The organism is Paenibacillus oralis (genome assembly GCF_003863965.1).
Taxonomy (GTDB): domain Bacteria; phylum Bacillota; class Bacilli; order Paenibacillales; family Paenibacillaceae; genus Fontibacillus; species Fontibacillus oralis.
This window is the reverse complement of record NZ_RRCN01000002.1, coordinates 154,310-178,815: the sequence shown is the minus strand read 5'-3', so window position 1 is coordinate 178,815 and position 24,506 is coordinate 154,310. Positions and strand designations below refer to the sequence as shown.

Annotated in this window: 23 protein-coding genes; 11 read left to right on the top strand and 12 right to left on the bottom strand. The window is 43.5% G+C overall.

The features are described 5' to 3' along the window. Nucleotides 1-205: 205 nt before the first annotated feature. Both EHV15_RS34495 and EHV15_RS34490 read left to right on the top strand, forming a co-directional pair. Complete coding sequence (locus EHV15_RS34495) at nt 206-787, top strand: DNA-binding protein (protein ID WP_128635799.1); 582 nt, start codon at nt 206-208, stop codon at nt 785-787. 80 nt (nt 788-867) lie between these two features. Then, entirely contained in the window at nt 868-1,236 is a 369-nt protein-coding gene (locus EHV15_RS34490) for a type II toxin-antitoxin system HicB family antitoxin (protein WP_128635798.1), read from the top strand. A 130-nt stretch (nt 1,237-1,366) separates the two neighbouring features. Here the strand turns inward: EHV15_RS34490 and EHV15_RS34485 are convergent, their stop codons facing one another. The 3 genes from EHV15_RS34485 to addB form a co-directional block, all read right to left on the bottom strand. Beyond that, nucleotides 1,367-2,587, bottom strand: coding sequence for an IS256 family transposase (locus EHV15_RS34485; RefSeq protein WP_125081887.1), 1,221 nt, complete (start codon nt 2,585-2,587; stop codon nt 1,367-1,369). A 105-nt stretch (nt 2,588-2,692) separates the two neighbouring features. Further along, complete coding sequence (addA, locus tag EHV15_RS34480) at nt 2,693-6,607, bottom strand: helicase-exonuclease AddAB subunit AddA (protein ID WP_128635797.1); 3,915 nt, start codon at nt 6,605-6,607, stop codon at nt 2,693-2,695. 29 nt (nt 6,608-6,636) lie between these two features. After that, nucleotides 6,637-10,170, bottom strand: coding sequence for a helicase-exonuclease AddAB subunit AddB (gene addB, locus EHV15_RS34475; RefSeq protein ID WP_128635796.1), 3,534 nt, complete (start codon nt 10,168-10,170; stop codon nt 6,637-6,639). A 575-nt stretch (nt 10,171-10,745) separates the two neighbouring features. Between addB and EHV15_RS34470 the strand changes: the two genes are divergently transcribed. Continuing rightward, nucleotides 10,746-11,144, top strand: a complete 399-nt coding sequence (locus tag EHV15_RS34470; protein WP_128635795.1) for a hypothetical protein — start codon at nt 10,746-10,748, stop codon at nt 11,142-11,144. 233 nt (nt 11,145-11,377) lie between these two features. On the opposite strand, the gene EHV15_RS34465 is transcribed toward EHV15_RS34470, so the two are convergent. Beyond that, nucleotides 11,378-11,824, bottom strand: coding sequence for a hypothetical protein (locus EHV15_RS34465; protein WP_128635794.1), 447 nt, complete (start codon nt 11,822-11,824; stop codon nt 11,378-11,380). Nucleotides 11,825-12,110: 286 nt separating this feature from the next. Here EHV15_RS34465 and EHV15_RS34460 point away from each other — a divergent pair, with 286 nt between their 5' ends. From EHV15_RS34460 to EHV15_RS34430, 7 genes are all read left to right on the top strand, one after another. Beyond that, nucleotides 12,111-12,566: a hypothetical protein gene (locus EHV15_RS34460; RefSeq protein ID WP_128635793.1), complete on the top strand. Its 456-nt coding sequence runs from the start codon at nt 12,111-12,113 to the stop codon at nt 12,564-12,566. Nucleotides 12,567-12,584: 18 nt separating this feature from the next. Continuing rightward, nucleotides 12,585-12,821 (top strand): hypothetical protein, encoded by a 237-nt coding sequence (locus tag EHV15_RS34455; RefSeq protein ID WP_128635792.1) that lies wholly within the window; start codon nt 12,585-12,587, stop codon nt 12,819-12,821. Between the two features lie 131 nt (nt 12,822-12,952). Then, nucleotides 12,953-13,687 (top strand): DNA polymerase beta superfamily protein, encoded by a 735-nt coding sequence (locus EHV15_RS34450; RefSeq protein ID WP_178076110.1) that lies wholly within the window; start codon nt 12,953-12,955, stop codon nt 13,685-13,687. Nucleotides 13,688-13,721: 34 nt separating this feature from the next. Then, entirely contained in the window at nt 13,722-13,958 is a 237-nt protein-coding gene (locus EHV15_RS34445; protein WP_128635790.1) for a hypothetical protein, read from the top strand. A gap of 30 nt (nt 13,959-13,988) precedes the next feature. Then, on the top strand, nt 13,989-14,261 hold the full coding sequence (locus EHV15_RS34440; RefSeq protein WP_128635789.1) for a hypothetical protein: 273 nt from the start codon (nt 13,989-13,991) through the stop codon (nt 14,259-14,261). Further along, entirely contained in the window at nt 14,258-14,707 is a 450-nt protein-coding gene (locus tag EHV15_RS37785) for a hypothetical protein (RefSeq protein WP_246062085.1), read from the top strand. Before EHV15_RS34440 ends, EHV15_RS37785 begins: the two co-directional genes overlap by 4 nt. Nucleotides 14,708-14,844: 137 nt before the next feature. After that, on the top strand, nt 14,845-15,273 hold the full coding sequence (locus EHV15_RS34430) for a hypothetical protein (protein ID WP_128635788.1): 429 nt from the start codon (nt 14,845-14,847) through the stop codon (nt 15,271-15,273). A gap of 73 nt (nt 15,274-15,346) precedes the next feature. On the opposite strand, the gene EHV15_RS34425 is transcribed toward EHV15_RS34430, so the two are convergent. From EHV15_RS34425 to EHV15_RS34390, 8 genes are all read right to left on the bottom strand, one after another. Next, the gene (locus tag EHV15_RS34425) at nt 15,347-15,688 is read right to left on the bottom strand and encodes a poly(ADP-ribose) polymerase family protein (RefSeq protein ID WP_128635787.1); all 342 of its coding nucleotides are present in this window, start codon (nt 15,686-15,688) and stop codon (nt 15,347-15,349) included. A gap of 33 nt (nt 15,689-15,721) precedes the next feature. Next, a complete protein-coding gene (locus EHV15_RS34420) occupies nt 15,722-17,614 on the bottom strand; it encodes a phosphoadenosine phosphosulfate reductase domain-containing protein (RefSeq protein ID WP_178076109.1) in 1,893 nt (630 codons plus the stop codon). Between the two features lie 86 nt (nt 17,615-17,700). Next, nucleotides 17,701-18,786: a hypothetical protein gene (locus EHV15_RS34415; RefSeq protein WP_128635785.1), complete on the bottom strand. Its 1,086-nt coding sequence runs from the start codon at nt 18,784-18,786 to the stop codon at nt 17,701-17,703. Between the two features lie 478 nt (nt 18,787-19,264). Further along, nucleotides 19,265-20,026, bottom strand: a complete 762-nt coding sequence (locus tag EHV15_RS34410) for a DNA-methyltransferase (RefSeq protein ID WP_128635784.1) — start codon at nt 20,024-20,026, stop codon at nt 19,265-19,267. A 217-nt stretch (nt 20,027-20,243) separates the two neighbouring features. Next, the gene (locus EHV15_RS34405) at nt 20,244-21,128 is read right to left on the bottom strand and encodes a hypothetical protein (protein WP_128635783.1); all 885 of its coding nucleotides are present in this window, start codon (nt 21,126-21,128) and stop codon (nt 20,244-20,246) included. A 62-nt stretch (nt 21,129-21,190) separates the two neighbouring features. Next, on the bottom strand, nt 21,191-22,039 hold the full coding sequence (locus tag EHV15_RS34400; RefSeq protein ID WP_128635782.1) for a DNA adenine methylase: 849 nt from the start codon (nt 22,037-22,039) through the stop codon (nt 21,191-21,193). A gap of 280 nt (nt 22,040-22,319) precedes the next feature. Continuing rightward, nucleotides 22,320-23,216: a hypothetical protein gene (locus tag EHV15_RS34395; protein WP_128635781.1), complete on the bottom strand. Its 897-nt coding sequence runs from the start codon at nt 23,214-23,216 to the stop codon at nt 22,320-22,322. An 83-nt stretch (nt 23,217-23,299) separates the two neighbouring features. Further along, nucleotides 23,300-23,611: a DUF5983 family protein gene (locus tag EHV15_RS34390; RefSeq protein ID WP_128635780.1), complete on the bottom strand. Its 312-nt coding sequence runs from the start codon at nt 23,609-23,611 to the stop codon at nt 23,300-23,302. Nucleotides 23,612-23,958: 347 nt separating this feature from the next. On the opposite strand from EHV15_RS34390, the gene EHV15_RS34385 reads away from it, so the two are divergent. Further along, nucleotides 23,959-24,330 carry a hypothetical protein gene (locus tag EHV15_RS34385; RefSeq protein ID WP_128635779.1) on the top strand — a complete coding sequence of 124 codons (372 nt, stop codon included), beginning with the start codon at nt 23,959-23,961 and terminating at the stop codon, nt 24,328-24,330. The last annotated feature ends 176 nt before the right edge of the window (nt 24,331-24,506 follow it).

Sequence of the window (24,506 nt, the reverse complement as noted above, 5' to 3'; positions counted from 1 at the left end):
GAATGCGATTACTTTAAGTTAAGTATAAGTACATATTCTTGCGCGGTAAGCTTCAACAAAACTTTTTATTTCATCAAACTAAGAACAGCCTCTCCCATTATGAGAGGCTGTATTATTTCTTTACTTTACTCTAACCGAAAAGGGCAACCTCCCCTTTACTCGATATAATATAGAAATAGTAAGAACATACCAGGCGGAGGATTAAATGCAAAACAAATTTCAAAAATGGAAGACTCCCGAAGAAAACCGATTAAAAGAGATGGTAGGATTTTATACCATACCGGTTATCGCCACCAAGCTTGGTCGCAATGAAGGGGGAATTGAAAGAAAGCTTGAAAAGCTTGGAATCAGTACAAGAAATTCCACGGATGATGTCACAGCATATTCTCTGGCTTCCTTGTTAAATGTCGATTCGCACACCGTATTGTTGTGGATAGATAAATATGGGCTACCTTATAAAAGACGTATCACCAAATTTAAAAAACAAAATTTATTTATCAAGCCAGAACGATTTTGGATGTGGGCAGAAAGAAATAAACATCGTATAAACTTTTCCAAAATACCTAAGCACGCCTTACCACCCGAACCCGAATGGGTCGATGTTGAAAGAAAAAAAGATCGCGAAATAATTCCTACTCGGCATCAGCAGATATGGACCCCCGAGGAGGACCGTGAGCTGCTTAGATTAACCGCTAAGGGAATCTTTCAAAAGGATATTGGCAAAGCCCTTAATCGACCCACGCGCGGCGTGCAGAAGCGCCTTGCTTTTCTTCGAAAAAAAGATTAGCTACATCAGGACGCTGAGCGAGCAAAACGTAACGATAACATACAACGAGAAACAGAGGAAAGGATAAGGAATATCAAACCATGAGAGAAGAACAAACTTATGTAGCAATGCCGCACCCTATTACTTTAAAAGTGTTTGATGATGGGGTTGAAAGATACTACATTGCAAATATACCGATGCTAAAAGGTTGCAAGAGCGATGGTATAACAATTCAGGAAGCATTAAAGAATGTATTGGAAGCAAAACAAGGGTGGGTCTCGATTAAGTTAGAATATCATGAAGATATACCTATTCCAGAAAATAAAATCCCAATAATTGAATTGTTAGGAAAGTACACTGAGAAAGAAATCAATGAAATGAATGTTACTATTGAGAAATTCACAGAACTCGTGAGAGAAATAAACAAGGAAAGCTCCAATGTGATCTATCTATATAAAGACATGGAATAACTTGTCGATTGTGACTAAGCATCAATTGCACAAAATCTAAGCTGACACCAAATCAAAAAGAGGCCGGGTCTGTCAAGAATTTTGTGTAAACGAATGTAGAGGGTGATGCTTAGAGGGGGACTCCGCCCCCCTACCTCAAGTGCTGACCCACGCGATCAGGGAAGAAAACCGAAAACTGTAGCAGCATTTGTCCCCAGTTCTGAACACGGCCCGTCCATTTCCGTACAACGTCCATTGTGGATAAATACAGCATTTTAAGGAGAGCCTCGTCGCTCGGAAAGATGCTTTTGCCTTTCGTCACTTTGCGCAGTTGACGGTGATAACTCTCGATCATGTTCGTGGTGTAGATCAACTTGCGAATTTCCGGCGGGTACTTGAAGAATGTAGCGAGCTCGCTCCAGTTGTTGCGCCAAGAACGGACGATCAGTGGATACTTTTTGCCCCACTCCTCCTCAAAGCGATCTAGCTCCACAAGCGCCGCTTCTTCGGTTGCTGCTTTGTAGATCGGCTTCAGATCGGCCGTCACCTTCTTCAAGTCCTTGTAGGACACGTAGCGCGTTGAATTACGGATTTGATGGATGATGCACTTCTGAATCTCTGTAGCGGGATAACAAGCGCTTATCGCTTGCGAGAAACCGGTTAGATTATCGACACACGTAATGAGAATGTCTTGTACGCCGCGGTTTTTTAACTCGTTCAAGACATTGAGCCAGAACTTGGCCGACTCGTTTTCGCCAATCCACATGCCTAGGACGTCTTTATTCCCGTCCAGATCGATGCCGATGACCATGTAAGCCGCCTTGTTGACAATAGCTCCGTCTTGCTTCACTTTGAAATGAATGGCGTCGAGAAAAACAACGGCATATACGCTCTGTAGCGGCCGATTTTGCCATTCCTTAACCATAGGGATAACCTTGTTCGTCACGTTCGAGATCAGTGTCGGGGAGACTTCGATGCCATACAACTGCTGTAGATGATCTTGAATTTCACGCGTGCTGACGCCCTTCGCGTAAAGCGCAATGATCTGTTCCTCAATGCCTGTGACATTGGACTGATGCTTCTTCACCACAAGCGGTTCAAACTCGCCCAAGCGATCACGGGGTACGATTATTTCTTGCTCACCATACTCACTGACGACAGTTTTCTTGCTTTTGCCATTACGGCTGTTTGACGTCGCTTTCGCCGTGATGTCGTGCTTGGCATAGCCCAGATGTGTTTCCATCTCCGCTTCGAGCATCTCCTGGATTGTTTCTGCAAACAGGTTCTTTAATGCGTTTTGAGCATCCTGTGCCGTTACCAGATTATTCTCTTTAATGAAGTCGCGCAACTGTTGTTTCGTCCAAAGTCCCATGTATTCTCCCAACCTTTCTATTAGTTCCATTTTAATAGGTTTTGGAGTTTACACAAACTATTTTACAGACTCAAGAGGCCTCCAAAAAGGAAAGCCTCTTTCTTTTTATTTCAATTCAATTAACTGTCCTCCGTCAAAGAAGTACAAGTACTTCTCAATGACTGGACGCTTCCAGGTGTCTTCGATTGCTCTTTCGTACAGATTGATCTGCAGGCGGTATTTATCAATGAGTTGGTTCAACGTCTTCCCCCTTGTGGAGTCGGTCTTATAATCTAGGAGGATTAAGCCCTCTTCCTCTTCGAACAAGCAGTCAATAACCCCTTGAGTGAGGATAATCTCGTCAGCAACTTGTCCGTCCACATCAGGGTAAATATCCGCTGCAGACAACCCGTAGCTGAATGGGATCTCCCTCATGACATTTTTTGCTTGAAGGATGCGCGATCCAATATCCTGTTTGAAGAATTGTTCGATTTGTTCGATCTCAACGGCGTTTGCCTGGTCTGCTGTAAACAGTCTCTTATTGACCATCGTATCCAGTGCTCCACGGATATCTTCTACGGTCATGCTCCCTTTATTTAGAGGAAGATTTTGCATGACGGTGTGATAAACTGTTCCCCGTTCTACAGGCGTCATCTTTCTTTCTTCCATAAAGCGCGGCCGGCGAGAAGCAACAGATGCAATGTTCGATTCCTTTTTACCCGCTGTAAACGTTGATGCATTCCATCCATCTTCAGTCAAAGAGTCCCTCATCATCGGATTTATCTCACCAATCCGCTTGAGTTCAGTGACAGAAGTCTTGGAAAAGACGGTAGATCCAACAGCAAGCGGATAATCCCAATTTAGGCGAGATTCAATATCCGCTTTGAAAGCTGTCGTTACCCCAACAATTGGTCGATGGTTCATCACCTCGTCGATTAGTTGATTTCTGACAACTTCGTCAACTTCCGAAATGAGCGAAGATACATCAGCGTTTACTAATGAAGATGGTTCGATAATCCGGATGGTCCATTTTGACTCTTCATCTTCGAGAGCTTCGGCGTAACCAAATCCCGTCATATTTCGGAAGATGGATGCATCTGGATGACGCACGAGTGCAGGCCCAATCCAATCGAGGTAACAGGTCGCTCTGGCAAGGTCATGGTCCGGTAGAAGTATTCCTTTATGGAGAATATGTTTCGACCATGCTTGAATCTGCTTTTCCAGATTACGAACTGCTCCGACAAGGTACATTTTCTCGCGTGGTCGCGTAAGTGCAACATATAGAACTCGCATTTCTTCGGCCAGCATCTCCATTCTCATTTTCCTCTTAATTGCCAAGGAAGAAAGTGACGGATAACTTACTCGAAGATCCGTATCTACGAATTTAGGACCAAATCCAAGTTCCTTATGAATGAGGAAATGGCCGTTCAGGTCCTGTTGGTTGAATTGCTTCGCCATGCCAGCCACAAACACTACTGGAAACTCCAAGCCCTTACTTTTGTGGATCGACATGAGGCGTACGACATCTTCCTGCTCACCTATTGACTTAGCAGTACCGAGATCGTTTCCTGCTTCTTTCATCCGTGAAATAAAACGCAAGAAACGAAAGAGTCCACGGAAGGAGGTCGCTTCGTACTGCCGGGCTCGATCGTAAAGGCCTTTTAAATTTGCCTGCCGCTGTACACCACCAGGAAGTCCTCCAACGAAATCGTAGAAATTGGTATCCCGATAAATCCGCCAAATGAGATCGGCAAGGGAGCCCTCTCTTGCTTCAGTTCTCCACGCCTCCAGCTGTCTTAGGAAGGAAGAAAGCTTTGATGCAAGCTCGTCGCTAACGGTTGGGGCAGTGGATACCGAAGGTACTTCGCCTTCCGCCGCGGCTTCCAAAATGGACAGTTGCATGTCTTCTGGGAACTGGTCGGATGGAAGCTCTTCTCCCACATACTTTACGACGGCCTCGTAGAAATCACCTCTGCGATGTGTCGATCGAACCTTAGCCAAATCGTCTGCGGTTAAGCCGGCCAAGGGAGAACGCAGCACTGCAGCAAGAGGTATGTCCTGATATGGGTTGTCGATGACCTGCAGGAGCGAGAGCATTGTTTCAACCTCGCTAGCCGTAAAGTATCCTGTGTTTATCTCTGCATATGCGGGTATTCCTTGAAGCTTCAGCTCGTCAATAAACAAGGGCGAGGAAGCTTGGGGTGACCGCATTAAAACCACGATGTCACGGTAAGTTATCGGCCGAAGATCACCGAGCTTCTTATCAAATACACGGAACCTTTCCCCATCGTAAAGCCCCATCAGCTTTTTGATTTCTTGGGCAACCACTTTTGCTTCCATGCGGGCGGGCTCAAGGTCTTCAGCCTCATCCTGTAGGAACTCACCGGCATCCTCTGAACCAGGTTGATCAAAGATAGATGGTTCAGAACCGCCCCCTTTATTTCGATTAATGAGCAAGAGCTCCGTATTATAACTCATTTCCGGCGACAGATCTTCAGGATAATTAGCACCATATATGAGTTCTGCATCCTTGTCATAAGGAACTTCACCGACTCGCTCACTCATTATCTGGCGGAAGATGAAGTTGGCAGCGTGGATTACCTCGCGGCGGCTTCGGAAGTTTTGAGCAAGATCAATCCTTAGTCCATCACCACTCCCATCCTTACGGAACCGATTATATTTTTCTAAAAACAAGCCAGGTTCTGCAAGGCGGAAACGATACACCGACTGTTTAACATCGCCTACCATGAACCGATTCCCGGGCTCTTGTCGGCTGATTAGAGTAACGATTGCCTCTTGCACCCGGTTTGTGTCCTGATACTCATCCAAAAGCACTTCTTGAAATTGCTTCTTGTAGGATAAGGCCGCAGCTGAAGGAGTCAAAACGCCTTCTTCTTTCTCCTCACTCAAAACCTTTAAGCAAAAATGTTCAAGGTCTGAGAAATCCACGAGGTTCTTCTCATTCTTGGCCAATTGGTAGCGAGCAGCGAACAAAATAACAAGCTCAACCAATTCGCGCATGATAGGAGCCATCGAAACAAATTCGAAACGGTACTGTTCGAGAGAACGCTTAAACAGGTCCTCTTTAATCTTTTCTAGGCCTTTCTTGGCAGCATCACGATAATCCTTGACCTGTTGGATCATCCCTTCATCAAAGGCATCCTTCTTGCAAGGCTTCAGTCGATCAAAGACGTTCAACTGAAGACTTTGATAAAGTCTCTCCCAAGTCGTTTCTGATGCAGCTATTAAGGAATTAACCGAAGTCAGTTCACTTTGAAGATTGTCGACATACGGAAGCGGACCACTGGGAGAGGTCGCAACATGAAGCGCTTCGTTAAGCGTTGCGAGAATGCTTTGAAGTTCAAGACGAACATCAAGCATCAGACTGGCAAACCAGCTCTCACCCGCTTCTGGTCCATCAAATTGAAACGCCATTTGACGAAGCCATTCATCAGGTTTCAGATGGCTACGAGAAGCATCATATAGTTGCTGAACCAGTCGGAACAATGCAGTATCATCTCGCTCACCACCAAACCATTCCACTAGGGACCAGAACGAATCTCCAGTTGCCATCATTTCATACTTTTCTTCCATCAAGGAGTCCAGAACGTCTTGGCGGATCATAGATGACTCGATCTCATTTGCAACCCTGAAGCCTGGGTCAAGTTCGATGGTTTGGTAGTAGCGCTTGATTACGTCTTTGCAAAATGAATGCAAGGTCGTAATCGAAGCACGGTTGATCAATGCCAATTGTCGGCGAACATGTGCATTGTCAGGATCTTGGAAAATCTCTTTTTCAAGAGCTTCCCTAATCCGTTCCCTCATTTCGGCAGCTGCAGCTTTGGTAAAAGTGGCAACCAAAAGCTCATCAACATTCACTGGACTGATCGGGTTGCTGATTTTTTTGATGATCCGTTCCACAAGCACCGCTGTTTTCCCGGAGCCGGCAGCTGCAGCGACAAGAATATCTTTCCCCTTCTCATTGATCGCTTTCAATTGGTCCTCGGTCCACTTGCTTGGTGTAGGAGCCGTTATAGACATTTGTCTCTTCCCTTCCCGATTAAATTTCGTCAATCCGTTTCTTCCGTTCTCTTAGAGTAAAGCGCCTGCCAAACTTCATCGTTCGACATACCCTTCAGGACATTGTGGTTATTCCCTTCGAATTGCGAATCAAACTTGCAGACTGGTTTAATGGGGCAATAGTCGCAAGCTGTCTTCTTGCTGGTCCGACACGGAGAAATATCCACTTTACCGTTCACAATTTCCATTCCGATTTTTCCAATGGTCTCCCGGACGTGTTGCGAAAGCTTGTCCCATTGTGGAGCCGATGCGATGGACGAATTGCTATAGAATCCACCGTCTTTCTTCAATCCCACAGGAATAAGCTCGGAATGACCAGTTTGTACCTCACTGTCCATCATGCGAACCACCTCATGGTCTGCAAGGACAAGTCCGCTCATTTTGAAGCTTTTACGCTTCTCTTTCACCACGGAATCCTCAGTCAAAGGGTTCGAGTTTGAAATCATCGGATTATGTACATGAAAGTACAGTACACCGGCCGGCGAAGTTTTCATACCCAGCCATTTCTCCGAATTGCTAATGGCTACATCAAGGTAGGTTAGCGTTTGAAGGGACAAGCCATGGAAAACTTCGTCGAGCTCCAAGCTTTTTGCACTCGATTTATAATCGATAATCCGAAGGAGCGAGTCGTTCTCCAGTTGCGCGACATCAATTCGATCAATACGTCCGATAACCTCCATGATACGTCCGTCTTGCAGGTCGATTTGAAGTGCAGGAAGTTGTTCGTTCGGGCCGAATGCAAGTTCAAGGCCAACCGGATGGAAAACCCCTCTCTTGTCATGCTCATGCAGCGCAAGAGCAGATGATTGGAGCACATTCGTAAGTTTCCTTGCAATGTGGCGATGACGATGTGAGCTTGTAAGAATTTCGTTCTGAAGACGTGGTGTTAATCGCTCCACAATCTCAGATGTCTTACTTAGCAATTCTTCTCGATTTAGGCTACCCAAGGTTATTTTCTTCTCCTGGAGTTCCTTGAAGAGATTACTCAATGCCGCGTGATAGAGTTCTCCTATGTCGGGTGCCTCCAGACGGAATACCTTTCTTTCTTTCAACTTCAATCCGTTAAGCGCAAAATGACTGAAAGGACATGCAACAAAGAGTTCCATGCGCGAGACGCTTGAAACAAGCTGATCTCCGTAGAGAAGTCGGCTTGTGAAAGCCGGGAGAGGCTTTTCTTCGTTCGTGTACGCAAGCGCCCCTGTCAGGATTGCCAGCTTTTTATTCCACTCGGGATGCTTTAGGTACCAGTTGTAAACATCGAACCATATATCCGACAAAGACTCGCCTCGCATCCATTGCTTCAGTTGAACAAGAAGATAGGAGATTGTCTTAGAAGGTGTGGAGATGTAACTGGCTTGCTCGCTTTCACTCATCGTCGACTCGGGTTCGGAATGAAGCTGACTGGATTTAGCGTACGGAAAAAGCATTTTCGTATGCTTGATCACCTCTGATGAGAGCAACGTCATGCCTTCTTCATCCGCCAGCGGGTAACTCAACCAAAGTCGCTTCGATGGTGAGCAAAGCACCGTGTAAATGAGGAATTGTTCGTCCATAAGCTTTCGACGTGCCCCATCAGCAAGCTGTAGGCCGCGGTTGGTTAACGCTTCTCTTTCAGCTTCAGTAATGATGCCGGATTCGCTCATTGCTTGTGGTAGGACCCCATCATTAACACCAAGAACCATCGCAACCGCAACTTGGGCGGAGCGGGTTCTGTCTATGCTGCCGATAAGTACTTGATCAAGAGCAGGAGGAACAAGCCCTTGTCTGATACTTTCGAGACCCGTCTCAACTAACTTGCGGAAAAGTTCTGGAGTAGCATTCTCGTCTCCTAAGATATCCACCATCTGATCAAACATATCGATGATGTTATCGAAGATTTGAGCGTGCTCCTTTGACTTTTCCGGCCTACCGTTAAGAAGTGCCACTTCACTCCACCGTTGAAGCCGTTCAGCAACTTGGGCTTCTTCCAGTAAGAGATATAGAGCCTCTATCATGTCGCGGACACATACGGCATCTTTCATTCGCTTCTGAAGAGCCTTCAAGGGACGTGCAACGGTTCTTCTGCAGTGATCCATACGTTTTGAAAATACCGGGTCTGCCTCATCCGGTACCGCATCGTCAATGGATCGATACCTAGTAAAGCTCCAGTTTTTTGTATCGTTCCATCGGGTACCTTGAATCCCGTAGGCAAGCACCAGATTCTCCAGCTCATCCATTTCATTCCTAGCTATTCTCCGGCTGTTCTTCCGAGGAAGTTTCCCATCGACGAGCGGCAAGAGAAGATCGGTTTTGATACACCGGAAAACCGAGTCAAAGCGCCAATTGTTCAATATTACTTCAAGGGCCGACCGAATAAATTCGACCAATGGATGATGTAGGACTGTCCGCTTTTGGTCAAGGAAAAATGGAATGTCATAATCCTTGAAGGTCGTGGCGATCAAGTCACCATATTCCTCGATATTCCGAACCCGAACCGCGATATCGCGATACCGAAGCCCGTCGAGTCTTACCATCTTAATGATTTCCCGTGCCGCTCCTTCTACTTCTGCTCTTCGATTTGCAGCAGAGTAGATCGTGATTTCGTCACCTGGTTGGTCATATGCCACCCTGCGTCCACTCAACCGTTGTTCATACATCTGTTCAAGGTGAGCAAGCATTGGACGGTCAGTAAACCGTGGGTGATCTGTAAGCAGCTCGTAGATGGCGGGGGATAACCCCAGTTGTTCAATTTTTTTCTGAATCCGAATCATTGTCATCGCTGTAGGATAAAACAAATCAAGCTCGTTTGGCTCTTCATCGGATTCGTACGGACGATTCAGGCAAAGTGTAATGGTTACGTTCTTGAAATGAAGCATTGCTTGAAGAACAACTTCAAGCTCTTGCGGTGTGAACCCATAAAAACCGTCGATCCATAGCTCCGCACCTTTCGCTAAGGATGAAAATTGAAGCTGATTGGCTAGATGAGAAAGATATGCCTCTGCATCAAGATACTTTGTGGCTAGTTGTGTCTCGAACTCCCGATAGACAAGATGGAGATCATGAAGCTTATGTTCCAAAACAACCTCATCGGCGGTATCAGAAACCATATTCTCCAACTGTGTTTTGAGCATGTCAGGCGTAAGACAGTACCGTCCAAGCTCACTCATAAGAGAATTCAAGTTGTCGATGAACCCCATTTTTTCTGCAGATGCATGAAACAGCCGAAGCTCTTCTTGTTTCTGTTGGAGAATCCACATTAGGAGCATCTTTTTGCCGGTGTCATCAATGGGGTTTCCTATGGTATTCCCTGTTTCCTGCATCACACGCCAGGCCAAACGACGAAAGGACAAGACCTGCCCCCTAAGTAACCCACGTAATCCTGGAGTGGTAACTAAAGCATGTTCTGCTTGGAATGTTGCCTGTTCAGGAACCAACAGAATGAGTGGGTCACCACTGGGGCTTTCAAGTAATTTTTGACGGAATTCATTCAAACATTTCTCCGTCTTTCCACTGCCGGCTCGTCCGATAATAAATTTAATTGCCATTTACTCTCTACCTCCAAATTAAAATGTGATGTTGTCCTTGAACTTGGAACTATAGCTACCCACCTTTTCGAGAATTTGAAATAAAAAAAGCACCCGGTCTGAATGATGCTGCAGGAACAAGTCCTTTTACATCACTCAAATCCGAGTGCTATTTGGGGAGGGAAATTAAGATCCCATAAAATTAAAAAAGTCATGCATTCGACTCCGATTCAACATTATACACACTGAAACAAAAGTTCCAGATGTCAATGAACCCAAAGGGGTTTTAGAATGCGGATTCGTCGCACGACCTTCCGATCGATAATAAAAAAATGGAATCTTTAAGGTATACCTAAATTATAATTCAAAGGGGTACCTGTTGCAATAATTTAAACCCTTGCTTCATTGATGTAGTTCCTGCATAGTTTCCTCACTTTGAAGATGATCTAATCTTCCTTTCTCCCGCAAATCAAACCGCGAGTATATTTGGTAACCATGTAAAGAAGTAGCCTGAGAACTTCTCCTTTTAAAAAATGTGAAACGCCCCCTTGGCTGCTAAAATGTTAATAGGAAAACCGTTGTAAAGGAGCCTTCTTATGATAAAAAAACGCTCATATAAAGGGAAAGTCTTAAAACATTCAATTTGGAGAGAATCTGATGAAGCGAAAGGAATGCTTATCGACATTGGAAAGGTAGAAATGATGCCTGGTCTTGCTGGTACGTATTCATGGAATGCAAAACCTCGCTCCGGGAATAAAAACTATCATTACCATGGGCAGTTTGACAAAGCAATAATAAATGGCGATTGCATTTCTTTTTTCGTAACTCAGCCTGTGAGTGTGAATGGAAGAAGCATCAAAAATGATGATACCCCTCTTATTACGATCGAATTTGAGATGGGTGAAGTATCACGCCTCCTTTATGAAGACAGATGGTTCAAAAACCAATCATGGTTTAAAGTCTTAATCGAAGAGCTTCAACTCTCTATCTTTTAAGAATTATGAGGACACAAAGTTCTTAGAACCCGTGTCCTTTTTTTATATCGATGATTTTTTTGGATACTACATGATAATACTTGTTGATTTCTCCTTATCATTCATGGAATTGGTGCCTGAGAGGGGAAAACTAATAGGGACAGAAGGAAATCCTGTGAGAGGGATTTCCTTCGACCATCAATAGCTCGGGGTTAGAGTCGTCACCTTTGGAAAATTATATTACCAAAGAGCACTCAGTTCTCAGTGAATATTTCATCGGCTATCCTTGAAAGAAGAGCTCTTCGTTCCGTGCTGCTAAGTTTTTTGCTGATTCTCCTCAATGAACTAAGTAGGTCTTCCAGTGGATCAACTTTCGAAGCCTTCGTATTCATGGACTTTACCGATAATTCCTGCTTAGCTGCCTCATCTTTGAAAGCCCAAATCCGGACTTCTTCAATGTTGTCATGTTTCCGCAAATAGACCGGAGAATAGGTCCCGCTGACTTTGATTGTCTTCCCATCATCACTCTCGAAAAACCGATAAACACCACCCACACTAGCTGCAGCAAGGGGTTTTTTGTAATATCCGATACTATCGTTCTCCCCGAGAACCTTCCACGCATAAACCCTCTTCCCGTCAACGACACGTTGACCAACATAAACCCACTCTTTTGGAATCAAAATTTCCCCGTCCTCGTTCATTCAATGGACACCACCTTTTTAAAGGATTTGATTTTTTTTAAGAACAAAAAAATGCGCTTTGTCATGAGATCAAAGAAATCAGCCTGAAATAGGCAGTCTTTAATCACTCATGACAGAGCGCACTTACGTTAGAATGACGGTTTGTCTCGTGACCCCGCAGAAAAAGAAAAAATAAGGTATGTATTAATTATATGAAATTTCGTTCCTTGTGTAAACTTCATAAAAATGCCGGCCAATGCACAGCATGCTATAATGAAATCACCAAACTGACACGGGAGGAATCAGCGTGAACAAAGCCAAATTGATAGGCATCGAGCCACGTCATTTGTCTGCAATGGCTTGGAATCGTGATAGTCGTCGCAATGTCCTTGGGGTTATCAAAAGGGAAAACCTTGAAGCTTTTGTTGAAGAGTTCACTAAAGCTTGTGAAGCGGCCGGTCTGTCATGCTCCCCCTTCATTAAGGATATTGGCTATGTCAGAGCTAACCGACTCGAAATCTTTAATGATCGTTTGCAGAAAGATATTGATAGCCTAAGTAAAAAAACCGTTGGTGTTCTAGGTCTATTTTTCAATGAAGCTACAACCTATCAACCTGATGGCACGAAGTTACCCGATCTAGGGTACCTCGAACTACATATTTACTATACAATCAAGAGAAAATCGTTGACTCGTTTTAGAAAATTTCTCTTAGACCATATTGTCGAAGTCGAAGAACCTTTGAATCAGGGAACTAAATCCTAATTAAGAGGAGTCGGTGTTATGATCGAAGAAATAACCGTTAATCGTAGCGAGTCCGAAACGCTAAAAAAGCGGCTGAAAAAGGAGGGATGGCTCTCTGCCCATTACTATACACGGCGGGGAGTGAATATCGTCAAACTTCGAAACCTCGCCAAAAGGAACGAAATTGATGCAAAGCTCCTCTCGATGGATGGGACAACCACTTGGTACTATAAAGAGACCGATGTGAATCGATTAAAGTCAGAAAACATGTGTTGATTTCCTGGGGAGGAATGGAAAATAATATGATCAAAATTGAGACCTCATATGAGGATTGGGAAAAAACTGAAAGCGGCGGGTTTTAGCTGATCAAATTTTCCTTTTATCCAGAAGGAAGGAGGGCAATAAAATTGAAAATACATAGTAGAGAAGTAGTATTCAAAGCATTGTCTGGTAGCATTAATAGAAATTTAAATGAAGGAACTTCTGATAGAGATATTAAGTATTTTGTTCTACCAACATTTAATGATTTGTATTCAGGAATATTATATAAAAACTTTCAAACATCAGATGCAGAAGATATTGAAATCCATGATGTAAGGAAGCTAGAAAAATTACTGTCTAACTCAAATCTTACTTTTCTGGAGCTGTTATATTCAATAGAAATTGAAACATTCGGTTACCCTGAAACTGAACGGTTGCTCGAAATGAGAGATGATATTGCAACAATCAATCTTAGAAGTTTATTTAATAGTTGCTTTGGTATGTACAGAGGGCAGATGAAAGATCTCACGAAGCCGAACTCTGAAATACAGAGAAATTTAATTGCTAAGCATGGATATAATACAAAGAAGGCTATGATGTCGCTTCATTTCTTATCATTCCTAATAAAATTTTATAGTCTAGGATTTAAGGATTTTAAGAGTGCAATTACATATGAGGGTGCTAGTAGAGAATATATGCTAGGTATAAAGCACGGAGGATATTCACTTGAAGAATTCAGAAAGATTGCTGATTTGAACGAGAAGAATGCTCTTGATTTAGAACGAGAGTACTTTGAGAATCCTTTTAATAAAGAGACCTATGGGGAAATAAGGAATATACTGCGTTCGCTTGTCAAAAGACATTTAGGAATGCTTGAATGAAATTTCCTTTTAATTAAGAAATGGAGGAAGCTTTGTGGATGTCGGCATTGAATCCATTATAAATAAATTATCAGAGCCACAACGCAGGGACTTGCTTGCTATGGACGATTGGAGCAAGTCTTTAAATATCGGAAGAGGCCTACGAACAGGAAGATTTCTCGCTAATAAGGGACTGGTTAAAGATACTGGAGAAATGTACAATTACTCAACAAGATGGGTAATTACATCTCTCGGTAAAAAGGTTGCAGCAATACTTAAAACTAGTACATAAATCTTTCTTTTATGCTGATATGGAGGAAGCATGAAGAAAACTATCGCAGAACACATGTATGACATACTAATCGAAAATGGTCGCGATTCAGTTTGGTACGGAGATTTAGATGAAATCCATGAATGTGCCAAGCGTGCTGGTATGTATGATAAACCAGGTGATCACCATCCTTTAAAAATTAATAATCGGGTTTTATCGGCACTGGACAAAAGCGATTTATTTAAAAAAGGATATATTAAACACATTGGACGACCTGCAAGACACTATACACTTAAAATTAGAAAGATGAGGGTTGATCGTTGAAAGATTATGAAGAGATTAAAAAAGGATTGATTCTATACACGGCAAAGGGAGAAAACTTTTGGGATGATGAATCTGACTCGCCCAATCCAGATGGTCAATTAACTCAATATACTTCATTGGAGGTATTGGGCTGTGATGTCGATCTTATTAAGTTTAAGGTGCTTACTGGAAAATATGCTGGTCGTTTACATACAGTTTTCTGGTGGGGAGAAGGGACGGCAAAACCAGAAGATTATTTAACTCAAGATGAGTACGATGCCATCCAGGGAAAAGAAAAGCGTGTTGTAAGTGCTGGAGAGTATAAGGATGCTCTAGGATGGGTTGTGGATCAATTTGAGAAAGTGCTGGCAGGAGAAAAAGCTGGGAATGTTGAGGAGAGCTTGTCTTATGCTAAGTCACTACTTGGGAAAGATGTATGTCAGGAATTAATGGGCGAAAAGAAATGAGTAGAGAAGAGATTATTGAGGGGCTAGAAAAACGGTCTTCGTATAGTTGGTGATTAAATTTGAAGATTAAATAGGAGACTAAATAAGTGTTGATAAAGCAGATGTACTCGGCATAAATTAAAGGTTGGTGCTATGGCATGAAAAAAGAGGAAATCCAAAAAGGAGTTATCATTCATAACGGCAAGGAAGGGCGTTTTTACGAGGAGCGAGAAGTTTTGGATCTCGGTCCCCAATATGTGTTGTACCCCGGACAAATGGAGTCAGACAATGCACGTTACCTCATCGTGACTGGCTCGCGAAATCGTATCAAAAAAGAGGGTAATATTACTCGAGCCCGCCTCGCAGCTTGGGGAAAGGGTATCGTCGATAAGCGTCCTTTTGTCACCTGTACGAAATCCATTGTAATTAGCGGCGCAACCTATGATCGTGATCAAGAATATGCTGCTGTTTCCGAAAGTGATCACAATGTTCTGGTCCGAAGTAATGAAGGAATCCCCTTTCAATTCGATAAGGACGCAAGCAGCCGACGTTTCTTTGACCATTTCTTTTTGCGCACAAGTGAGTAAAAAAAGAGGATACAGCCCAACACGGGTATATATCCTCTTCTCTTTAACTTGCCATTCTCAATCCTCTCTTTGATCAGTAAAAGATCTGATTGATAATACTAGGATCAAACACACACAGTTCCGTTTCATTGGAATGGTGATAATGCACTGATATACCCTTGCCCCCCAATTTTTGAATTTCCTTCGGCCATGTCGACCGATCCGGATGCCTGCTTACCCATTCTTCATAATCAACTGGAATGATTCTTTCGTCCACAATCTGTGTGGCCAATATACATGAACCGAATATGGAGGCTCCATCCTTCGAAGATGAAAAATAAACTCCTTTCCCCCATACCCCTTTTTTGGGCCTAAACCATGATTGCAGAATCAACTTCATATTTCTCTCCGAAGTACCGTGATACCATTTTCCCATGATTTTCCCCTCCACGGCAGACCAAAGGTAGTTCTATTCCGCCACTTCAATTTCTCCCGCTTCAATCATCGCGATAACTCGTTCGATGGCATCTTTGTCATTGCTCGTACAAACATCAATCATACCGGTTGGATTCATGATCGGGTCCGCATGCGGATAGAAAATCGGTGAAGTATCGAGCAATCCAAAGAGGGCTTTTCGGAAGCGTTCAGATACCGCAAACCCTTCCCTGCACTCTCGTTCTTCAACCATTCGATAAATCGTGTAGACCTCTTCTTCCAAGATCGGAATTTCATATTCCCTCATCAGTCGAAGAAGGATTGTACGTATCCCAATCGTCATATCTCCGAAGCCAGGTTCAAACCGATACTTACCTTTGCGCTGGAATGCAGTAAATCCTCCATACCGGATGTCCTGAGTTCTTTTGAGTGCAGTTCGAAACAGATAGAAGTTCTCTAGTTCTTCAGGGTAATCAAGCGACAGATTGTAAAGCGATGAATCTTCGTTGATAACCGTGCAAAAGGCACACCCGAACCGGCTGCTTTTCCCTGTACATGCCGACACCGCTTGCGATTCTGACTGAATTGCTGCTCCAATGGGACACTCGTCCATTCCCCCCGCTGCTGAACCATACAGATTCAGTAGGACGTAGTTGGAGTAGTCGTAGGGAGCTGCGTTCCGAACAAGATACGTTACTACATTTCGGGCTGTCCAGTGGCGAATCGGAGCTGCCGTTCTCAGTTTCCCATCAAAGGCAATGTGAGAACCATAGAACTCATCGCCGTATTCCTTTTCTACGCTTAATGCCCGTGTCGTCGATTCGGAACTCCTTGACCCCAAGATCTGGCAAACTTTCTCCCCAGTTTGGACATAATCCCACAAAGCGATGCGTCCAGGAGTGATTTTGAGCCGATCAACACACCACTTAAATTGAGATGAAGGCGGTTGATAGCCCTTACCAAATACGCACGTAAAATAGGAGTTTTCGACGTCCGGCTCAACGATAATGAATTCGATGTTGAGGTTCAAATCTTCGACAGCTTGCTTGGTTTTTCGGATATGCTGTCGAATCAGGGGATTGTCAGCACCACCGGTATCCGCACTGAGGATGACCAACCGGGTCTTATTTTCAGGATGCTCCAGCTTAAATTTAATGCATTTCTGAACAATGACCGTCGAGTCCTTCCCCCCGGAATAGTTAGCGATCACTGTAGAGTTCTCATTAAAGATTCTCTCAATGGCCATATCCGTGATCGAGTCAACTTCTTCCGGAACCTTCTCTTCAATCGTAAGATCTTCCCCTTTGATGGTAATCGATGCAGTTGACTGCTTACGACGTTTTTGAACGTCCGGCAGGTCATCCCAGAGCGAAAGTTGACCAGACTGAAAATCAGGCCATTCAAGCCTCTTCTTTACGCCGTAAGGGGCATAAGGCTTGTCGAAGAATAATTCGATCAGGAAAGCCATATCTGAACGCCTAACCCAAATCATGAATTTATGCTTGGGAGAATGAAGGTGCCAATCGTCCATCCCAAAAGCTTCCGTGAGGTAGGCATCCACAAAATCCTGATTTGGGACTTCAACCGTGAACCCTTTTTTTTCAAAATAATCAAAGAGTTCCTCTATGATTCCTTCTTTGACTAAGAAAAGATCCCATCGAAGGCCGCAACTCCGCTCGATCAAACGCTCATCCGGAATGTCATTAATAAAGTGGTGAACCACCATATGTAATTTTTCAAACTGAAATACAGCACTCCAATTTCGGAGCACACCCCAGAAAGAGTATTCGTATTTCTGCAACATCGCCCATACCACTTTGGTTATAGAATTATGCCGTTTCAAATCCCCTTGTGGGTTAATTTTGTTGGGCCCATCTTCAAATCGATACTCCAATACCGAGTCTTCAGGCAAAGACAATGAGTTCATATATTTATCCCTCCAGAACATAATCACTAAAAGCAAAGGAGCGGGTCCGTTAAAGAAACCCACTCCTTACACTGATGATTTACTTACTACTTACAGGCCCACTGTCCTTTTAGGAAAATAACGGGCCAAATCAGTTCATTTGCTCCAAGATAGCCAAGGTAGTCTGCTTCACAATCATACTTTGTAGCTCGATCAAGGTCACTGGTGTAGGTTTTTTTGGAGTCCCCAAGATCGACACGATAGTTGAAAAAACCGCAGTCATCCATCGCCACTACATATTTGACTTCTACAACCTGCTGGTTGGAAGTCGACTCTGGATTGATTAGTAAAGTATGATCGTCGTGAAACGATAGATCTTTGATAAGATCCACCATATCAGGAAAACGTAGAATCGTCGCCATCAATTCCCGTTTGTCCTCGTAGAACTCTAAGAAATTCTTTTTGATGAATTGTTCTATGGAAGAGCCTCCCGTAATAATGTATCCCTTCACGATATCATCTGCAGGGTGATCAGTGAGGGCAACGCCTTCATCGGTATAAATGTCACCGTAGCTCGTTTCGCCATTGCGGGTTGCCCAAGCAGTCCGGACGATCACCTCGTGGTCGGTCTCCCTTTTTGGGCAGTTGTCTGCGATTACTTCATTCCCGGAAATGTTTGCGACATTGCTCAGGGCACTTTCAAGACTTTTCAGTTTATCAAATAGCTCCTCATCGGTGGTTCCGAAAGGATATCGATCACGAATATCGTCAATGTGCCATGTCGTAGCAAGGACCGTATGTTGCTTCAGGCAGTCTCGGATGTCAATCTGATTAAACGCCATCTCGATGTCCCGCTGACCAAGAATAACATCCTTAAGCGCCATCGTTAGCTTTGTCCAAACCCGAAAGGCCCGATGGTTGTTTGTGGCAGCAATTGTGGCAAGCTTTTCAACATCTTGACTGGTGATCCCATCAAAAATAGCTTCACCGTCGCGGCTGCCGCCTGCCCGATAAATCGAGGCGAGGAAGATGTGCTCTGGATCAATACCTTGATGTTCGGTAAGAACGCCGTTCACCAACTCTTTAATCGGTACATCATACTTAAGGTTTTCGAGAACCTTATGAGTCGAAATATCCGCTGCCTCCAGCTCTAATGAACCCTTAAGCAAATAGTCTACACGAACTTTTTCCATTTGAATCTCCTCCTAAAGAATTATGATTGGGTTGTAGGTGCGCAAAAATCACCTGACAATAAAACAAAGTGTGTCTCTTGCTCCCTTGTCAGGTGATTTTTGAAGTTGGTTGATTGAACTTTTGGCTAAACGCAAAAAAGCACCTGAATTAAAGGGATTAAGCAAAAAGACACACGAATAGTGTGAATTAAACTTAATCACCTTTCTCAGGTGCTTCGGTTACGATAGAATACTCTCTATGCCCAGGCTGAGAGTTAGAAAAAATAATACAAGGTATGCACTTAATCATACCATGATTCAAATGAATTTCAAGTTTCTCATTGATCGAAGACTTCACGGAAACCCATTTTTCATATCTTCCTGCATCTTTGTTAAATTAGCATCTTTCCGATACTTCATTATGAACGAGCACCAGGTTGTTTTTGAAGAAAATTAGTAAAAAAACAAGGGGCCGATCTATAAGGCCCCTTGTCTCTATTCACTCAACATTTAAGGCTGTCAATCGTTGCTGTGCAATCTGAATATTTTTGCCCAATAACTCGAAACCAATGTAACACCTTGATAATTCCGAAGCGGCAACCGCAACCGTTCCCGATCCCATAAAAGGGTCTAATACGAGCTCGTGCGGATTACTTAAGGCCTTTATCAAGGGGCGAATCAAATCGAGCGGAAATTGGCATTCGTGTTCCGTTTTCTCTGGATGATTATGCTTCACGTTTGGAATAATCCAAACATCACCAGGATTCTTGCCAAGAGGATTTCCCGATAACTGCCCTTTCTTCGGTCCTTTATAGTGTTTTTTGCCTGGATACTTCTGAGGAACACGTACAGAATCCAAATTGAAGGTATACTCCTCCCCCTTGGAAAACCATAGGGCAGTCTCGTGGCGGCCCGAAAAGCGATTTCTGCAGTGCAGACCATGTTCAAAATGCCAAACGATCCGATTCCTTGGAATCAATCCGCATTCCAAAAAGTAATGGAACATCATACAATCAAGGGGATATACGGCCCCCTTGTTGATATAATTACCAACTTGGTAAACGATACTGCCTCCTACACGAAGCACTCTTTCGCATGCATAGATAACTTCCCTCTGCCAGGATAAGTAGCAGTCCAAATCCGTCTTGGTTTCGTAAGATTTCCCTACGTTATACGGTGGAGAAGTAATGATCAGATCTACACTTTCTTCTTGCAAGTGCTGCATGCCAATTAAACAATCCATTAGTTCGATGGTATTCATAGGGAGTTCCCCTTCCAAATCAGAAATTCAGATTTGGATAAGGCGGGACTCTATTGTTGCCCCATCTGCTCCACAAGGGGCGCAGATGCTACTCTTCCCCGATCGGGTTACCAGCGTGAGAGCGAGCCACATTGGACTTACAAACTGAACAAATCAGTTACCCTCTTGCACCTTTAGTGGAGAAAGCCCCATAAACCTTGAACTTTTACCATATTCATCACCCTTTTAATAGAGCAATTTGTAAGAGAAATAGTAATTCGCTGATTTGGTTCTCGGTGTTTTTAACGTATCCCTGTTTGATCAGGCATTTAGTAAACTTTGCAACTAGTTTTCCATGTTTGGCTTTAAGAGTATCCAATTGTTCATGTCGCCTAAACATCTCCGTAATACTGCCAATCTGTTCAAAAAAGGATTGCAGTTCCTCCCCTGCTTCCTGTTTAAAAAATGTACGATAGAACTCGTCCTTGGCAGCTAATGATTGGCGTACCTGCTGCTTATAAGCTTTTAGATGTTGCTTTAACTCCGAAAACAATGTTTTAAAGCCGTTCTGAGACCCAAGATGACCAAATTGTTCTAGAATCCTCTCTGCCTCATGAGGGGTAAAATGCTCAGGAACTGCGATCAATCGCTCTTTTTCCTTCTGCAATTCTTTCATCTTCTTCATTGACCTTGCCTGGAGGATTAAATCCTTATAGACATTCGGCTTCATTCCAAGCTGCACACCATCGGCAAACAGATGAAAACGTATCCCAGCCTGTTTCAATAAAGGGATCAGATGGTCGGATATATTTTTACTTACGTGTAGATCAACTTCGGCCCCTGGGTATTTATCCTCTAAAAAATTAAAAATCTTTCCAGCGAACTCCTTTTGTTGTGCCTTTGATGGAGAAGGCTGAAGCGGGTAGTGTTCAACAACTTCATCAAATCCAATAATTCGGTTGTTGTAGAAGCTTAGAAAGTAAATGTCTTCCTGAGGGAACTGACATTCCTTTAAATAATCTAAAACGGCGGATATCCACCGGCTACCCTTCCCGTAATAAAACTCCTTGGCAGGGCCGGAGAGAATCCGGTTGGAGGATTCAATAATAAATGCGACTTTCATATTCTATACCTCGCTTTCAAAAGCAAAACAGGAGCGGGTTACGCTCCTGCTGATGATGATTTTTAGTCCCAGAGCGTCATTTGCCGCTCATATTGATAATTCATAAAAATATGCTCAGTTTTCCGATTTCTTGACTCGCCTAACTCTCCTTTCGTTACCCCTCCTACTGCAGCATCAACAGTCTCTAAACGCCAGGAGGAGTAAAGTTCCAGAATCAACGGGTGTCCGTAATAGGTGACCATCGCTTTCCCCTGTATCTTTGACAAAAGATTTGCCAGATCAATATGATCTCCCTTACTGAAGCCTCCTTTGTATCGACGCTCCCTATTCACATAGGGTGCGTCACAGAAAAAGAAGGTGTTTGGGGAATCGTAAATTTCGATGATATCACGAAAATCTCTTTGTTCGATCATAACGTTTCTGAATCGTTCAGCAAAATCATCAAGATTTTCAATTGAATGCTGAAAGTCAGTAGCAGTGTTCTTCGTCTTACTCGACCGAAAACCACTCTTTTCATTCGGACTGGGAACAATCTTCATTCGTTGAATGTAATAATACCGAATTGCACGTTCTAGTTCACTATCCGGCCGTATCCCTTGAAACCATTCATCTTGCCATTTCTCAAAGAGATACCGGCTGGTAGGCAGGGAATGCAATTTGCGTTTGAGCTCTTGTCGCTGCGGACCAGCCAATACAAGAAGGAAGTTTACCAAATCAGCATCCTTGTCGTTAAAGACCTCCACCTGCGACGTTCGAGCCTTCTGCGTGATGACGTGACCGCCACCCCCGAAAAGATCGACAAACGTTGAATAGGTATGATCTTCTGGGAATAGGGAAATAAGATGCTTTGCAAGCCACCCTTTGCCACCAAAATAACGAAGGGTAGATTTTTTATTTGACAATTGATTCATGAATTGTTACTCTCCTTTTCCGAAACTTTTGAAAGGTTCGGAGAAGGCAGGAATCTAACAGTTTTCCTACCGCGCGTACAGTAAGGGGCTGCGCGGCCGCTACTTTTCCCGGTAGGGATATGAGCCGAAGGTGGCCACAATGGGCTCTAAACAAGAAAGGAACTCAGGATCATCCCCTTCCTCTCCTGCTTTCTTGCTCCTTCATCACGCCTAAACTAACGAGTAACAATCGGAATTTTTTCTCGGTTACGCTTCATATTCACCACCATGTCATTTATTTTTATAACAGATTGATTTGTAACTTCAGTAAGGTCGCACTGATCTTGTTTTCAATTTCAAGAGCGTATTCCCGCTTGATGAGATACCGCTCAAACTTGGACATTGGGCGACCGAACCGTGTCTTCAGTTGCTCGTACTTCTGTGACTGCGCACAAAGCTCATAAATACAATTGACGTTTTGGAAAAATGCCTCGAAGTCCTGAGAACCTTCTTCCGCCGCGAGTTCCTGGAGAAATTCATCGAAGGCTTCCCTTTCATCCTTACGCCGTTCATAATGCTTTTTCATTACCTGCTTCAGGCTCTCAAGGATAGTTTCCACCTCGGGTTTAAACAAATACTGTTTGTGTCCGTACTCGTCCAAGATTCGTTGAGCTTCAGTCGGAGACCTCTTAATAATGCCGGCTGCTAACCCCCATTTCTCTCGGTGTATGTCCCTTACCTTACGGACATCCATCTCTTCAAGGATCAGCCGCTGATAATATATCGGTTTCGCTGCAAGCGATTGGCCCTCCCCGTAAAACTTGTAGTCAATTCCATGGGTATGGAACAAAGACTTCAATTCATTGGCCAGCGTCTGGCTCATATGGAGTTCAACAAATACCGGTTCTCCATAAGATTGGATGAATTTCAAAATGTCCTGAGCAAACATGGCGCTATCCTGTTTTCTTGGATGATAAACCCTCTTGGGATAAGGACTAATCATTTCGTCATATCCGTAAATCCGTTTGTTAACAAGGCTGACGAAAAACATGTCACTCCTTGGGAACTCCCTGGTCTCCATATACTCCATAATTGCGTTGACCCAGCGGCTTTTGGGGCTTTTGTAAAATTCATAGGCAACGGTAGGTACTTCTTGTCTTGCTTGTGATTCAGTGATCAATGCTATTCGTTTCACCATGTCCACCTCTCCTCAAAATTGGAATTAAAAAAGAGATTCGCAAAAGAATCCCAGAAAAACAAGGACCGCTTCGCATACCATTGCTATTCAAGCAATGGAAGCTGGTCGATTACGAATCCGTCACGTTCAATCATGATCCAAGTACATTGCTGACTTTCCGCAAATTCGATGACTTTCCTTAAGTCGTCGGGTATGCTTCTGTCTTCAGACAAGGAATCATCAGAGTCGATAATCGGAATAAAGTATCCGTACTCTGATTTAGCATAGACGATGAAGCCACTGGGCTCTATAGAATCCGCGTGTTCCCCCAGCCATTTCAGTGTTTCTTTGGACAGGTGAGCAGTCGATACTTCCAGCATCGAGTGTATGACCGGTATCTTCCAGTATTTCCCCATACTCTTTAAGCTCCTTTTCTACGTTTTTTTAGTTTTCAGGCAAAGAAAAAACGCCTGACCAAAACGTCTAATTCATCAATTAGCCGCTTTGATCAAGCGTTATTCCAATATAATTAATGCCAGTGAGCAATTTATGTCCAATAGACAAAGAAGTTCTCCAAGAACGAATTAACAAGCTTAGAATAAGTGGCCTGGCGCGTGCCTCCACTAAGAGAGATAAATAAAAGGTATGTTCTTATTATATTATGATGAGCCGGCAATGTAAATTAGGATCGGTGTTCCGGAAGTGCAGGAGTCAATATGATGGTGTAAAATAAGTATAAATATACTAGCGAAGGTGAATGATCGTGAGATATAAAAATAAAGCCGTCCATCCTTGGAACGTAAAGGTCAGCGAATCAACCCTGACTCCTAATCAACACATCGTGGAGGTAAAGGTAAGTTTCCAAGACAACAAACTCCGTGAAAAAATGAAAAAAACAACAAATGTGTACTTTGCCTTCGAGTTTAAGAAATATTGGTTAAAAGACAGAATTAAATCGGCGCGAGTCTTCAGAACCAATTCTCCAAGCAAGTACACACAAGAGTATTCATCCCGCATGAAATTCACCTTTGACAGTCCGGAAAAGGCCGCCTTATTTGCTCAAGGGATCGAAAGTGCTCTCGATATCTTCATTATGGAGCAAATCCTTGAAGACAAACAGGGGGAGAAGAGGTAGAATGTGATTATTCCTTGGATTGTCGCCATTGTGTTAGTACTTCAGTGTATTGGCTTCGTGATCGCAAAAAAGAAAGCGGATGATACAGGTGGGGTTCTCAATTACTTGGTACGCTACAACATAATAGCCGGAGCTTCATCCTTTTACTTGATCGCACTCATCTGGATATCAACAAG

Coding starts and splice junctions, on each gene's coding strand:
- EHV15_RS34390 (WP_128635780.1), bottom strand. CDS start 23,611: ATGGGGAAATACTGGAAGATACCGGTCATACACTCGATGCTGGAAGTA.
- EHV15_RS34470 (WP_128635795.1), top strand. CDS start 10,746: ATGATAAAAAAACGCTCATATAAAGGGAAAGTCTTAAAACATTCAATT.
- EHV15_RS34495 (WP_128635799.1), top strand. CDS start 206: ATGCAAAACAAATTTCAAAAATGGAAGACTCCCGAAGAAAACCGATTA.
- EHV15_RS34455 (WP_128635792.1), top strand. CDS start 12,585: ATGATCGAAGAAATAACCGTTAATCGTAGCGAGTCCGAAACGCTAAAA.
- EHV15_RS34465 (WP_128635794.1), bottom strand. CDS start 11,824: ATGAACGAGGACGGGGAAATTTTGATTCCAAAAGAGTGGGTTTATGTT.
- EHV15_RS34395 (WP_128635781.1), bottom strand. CDS start 23,216: ATGGTGAAACGAATAGCATTGATCACTGAATCACAAGCAAGACAAGAA.
- EHV15_RS34490 (WP_128635798.1), top strand. CDS start 868: ATGAGAGAAGAACAAACTTATGTAGCAATGCCGCACCCTATTACTTTA.
- EHV15_RS34485 (WP_125081887.1), bottom strand. CDS start 2,587: ATGGGACTTTGGACGAAACAACAGTTGCGCGACTTCATTAAAGAGAAT.
- EHV15_RS34440 (WP_128635789.1), top strand. CDS start 13,989: ATGAAGAAAACTATCGCAGAACACATGTATGACATACTAATCGAAAAT.
- EHV15_RS34430 (WP_128635788.1), top strand. CDS start 14,845: ATGAAAAAAGAGGAAATCCAAAAAGGAGTTATCATTCATAACGGCAAG.
- EHV15_RS34425 (WP_128635787.1), bottom strand. CDS start 15,688: ATGGGAAAATGGTATCACGGTACTTCGGAGAGAAATATGAAGTTGATT.
- EHV15_RS34420 (WP_178076109.1), bottom strand. CDS start 17,614: ATGAACTCATTGTCTTTGCCTGAAGACTCGGTATTGGAGTATCGATTT.
- EHV15_RS34415 (WP_128635785.1), bottom strand. CDS start 18,786: ATGGAAAAAGTTCGTGTAGACTATTTGCTTAAGGGTTCATTAGAGCTG.
- addB (WP_128635796.1), bottom strand. CDS start 10,170: ATGGCAATTAAATTTATTATCGGACGAGCCGGCAGTGGAAAGACGGAG.
- EHV15_RS34400 (WP_128635782.1), bottom strand. CDS start 22,039: ATGAATCAATTGTCAAATAAAAAATCTACCCTTCGTTATTTTGGTGGC.
- EHV15_RS34405 (WP_128635783.1), bottom strand. CDS start 21,128: ATGAAAGTCGCATTTATTATTGAATCCTCCAACCGGATTCTCTCCGGC.
- EHV15_RS34410 (WP_128635784.1), bottom strand. CDS start 20,026: ATGAATACCATCGAACTAATGGATTGTTTAATTGGCATGCAGCACTTG.
- addA (WP_128635797.1), bottom strand. CDS start 6,607: ATGTCTATAACGGCTCCTACACCAAGCAAGTGGACCGAGGACCAATTG.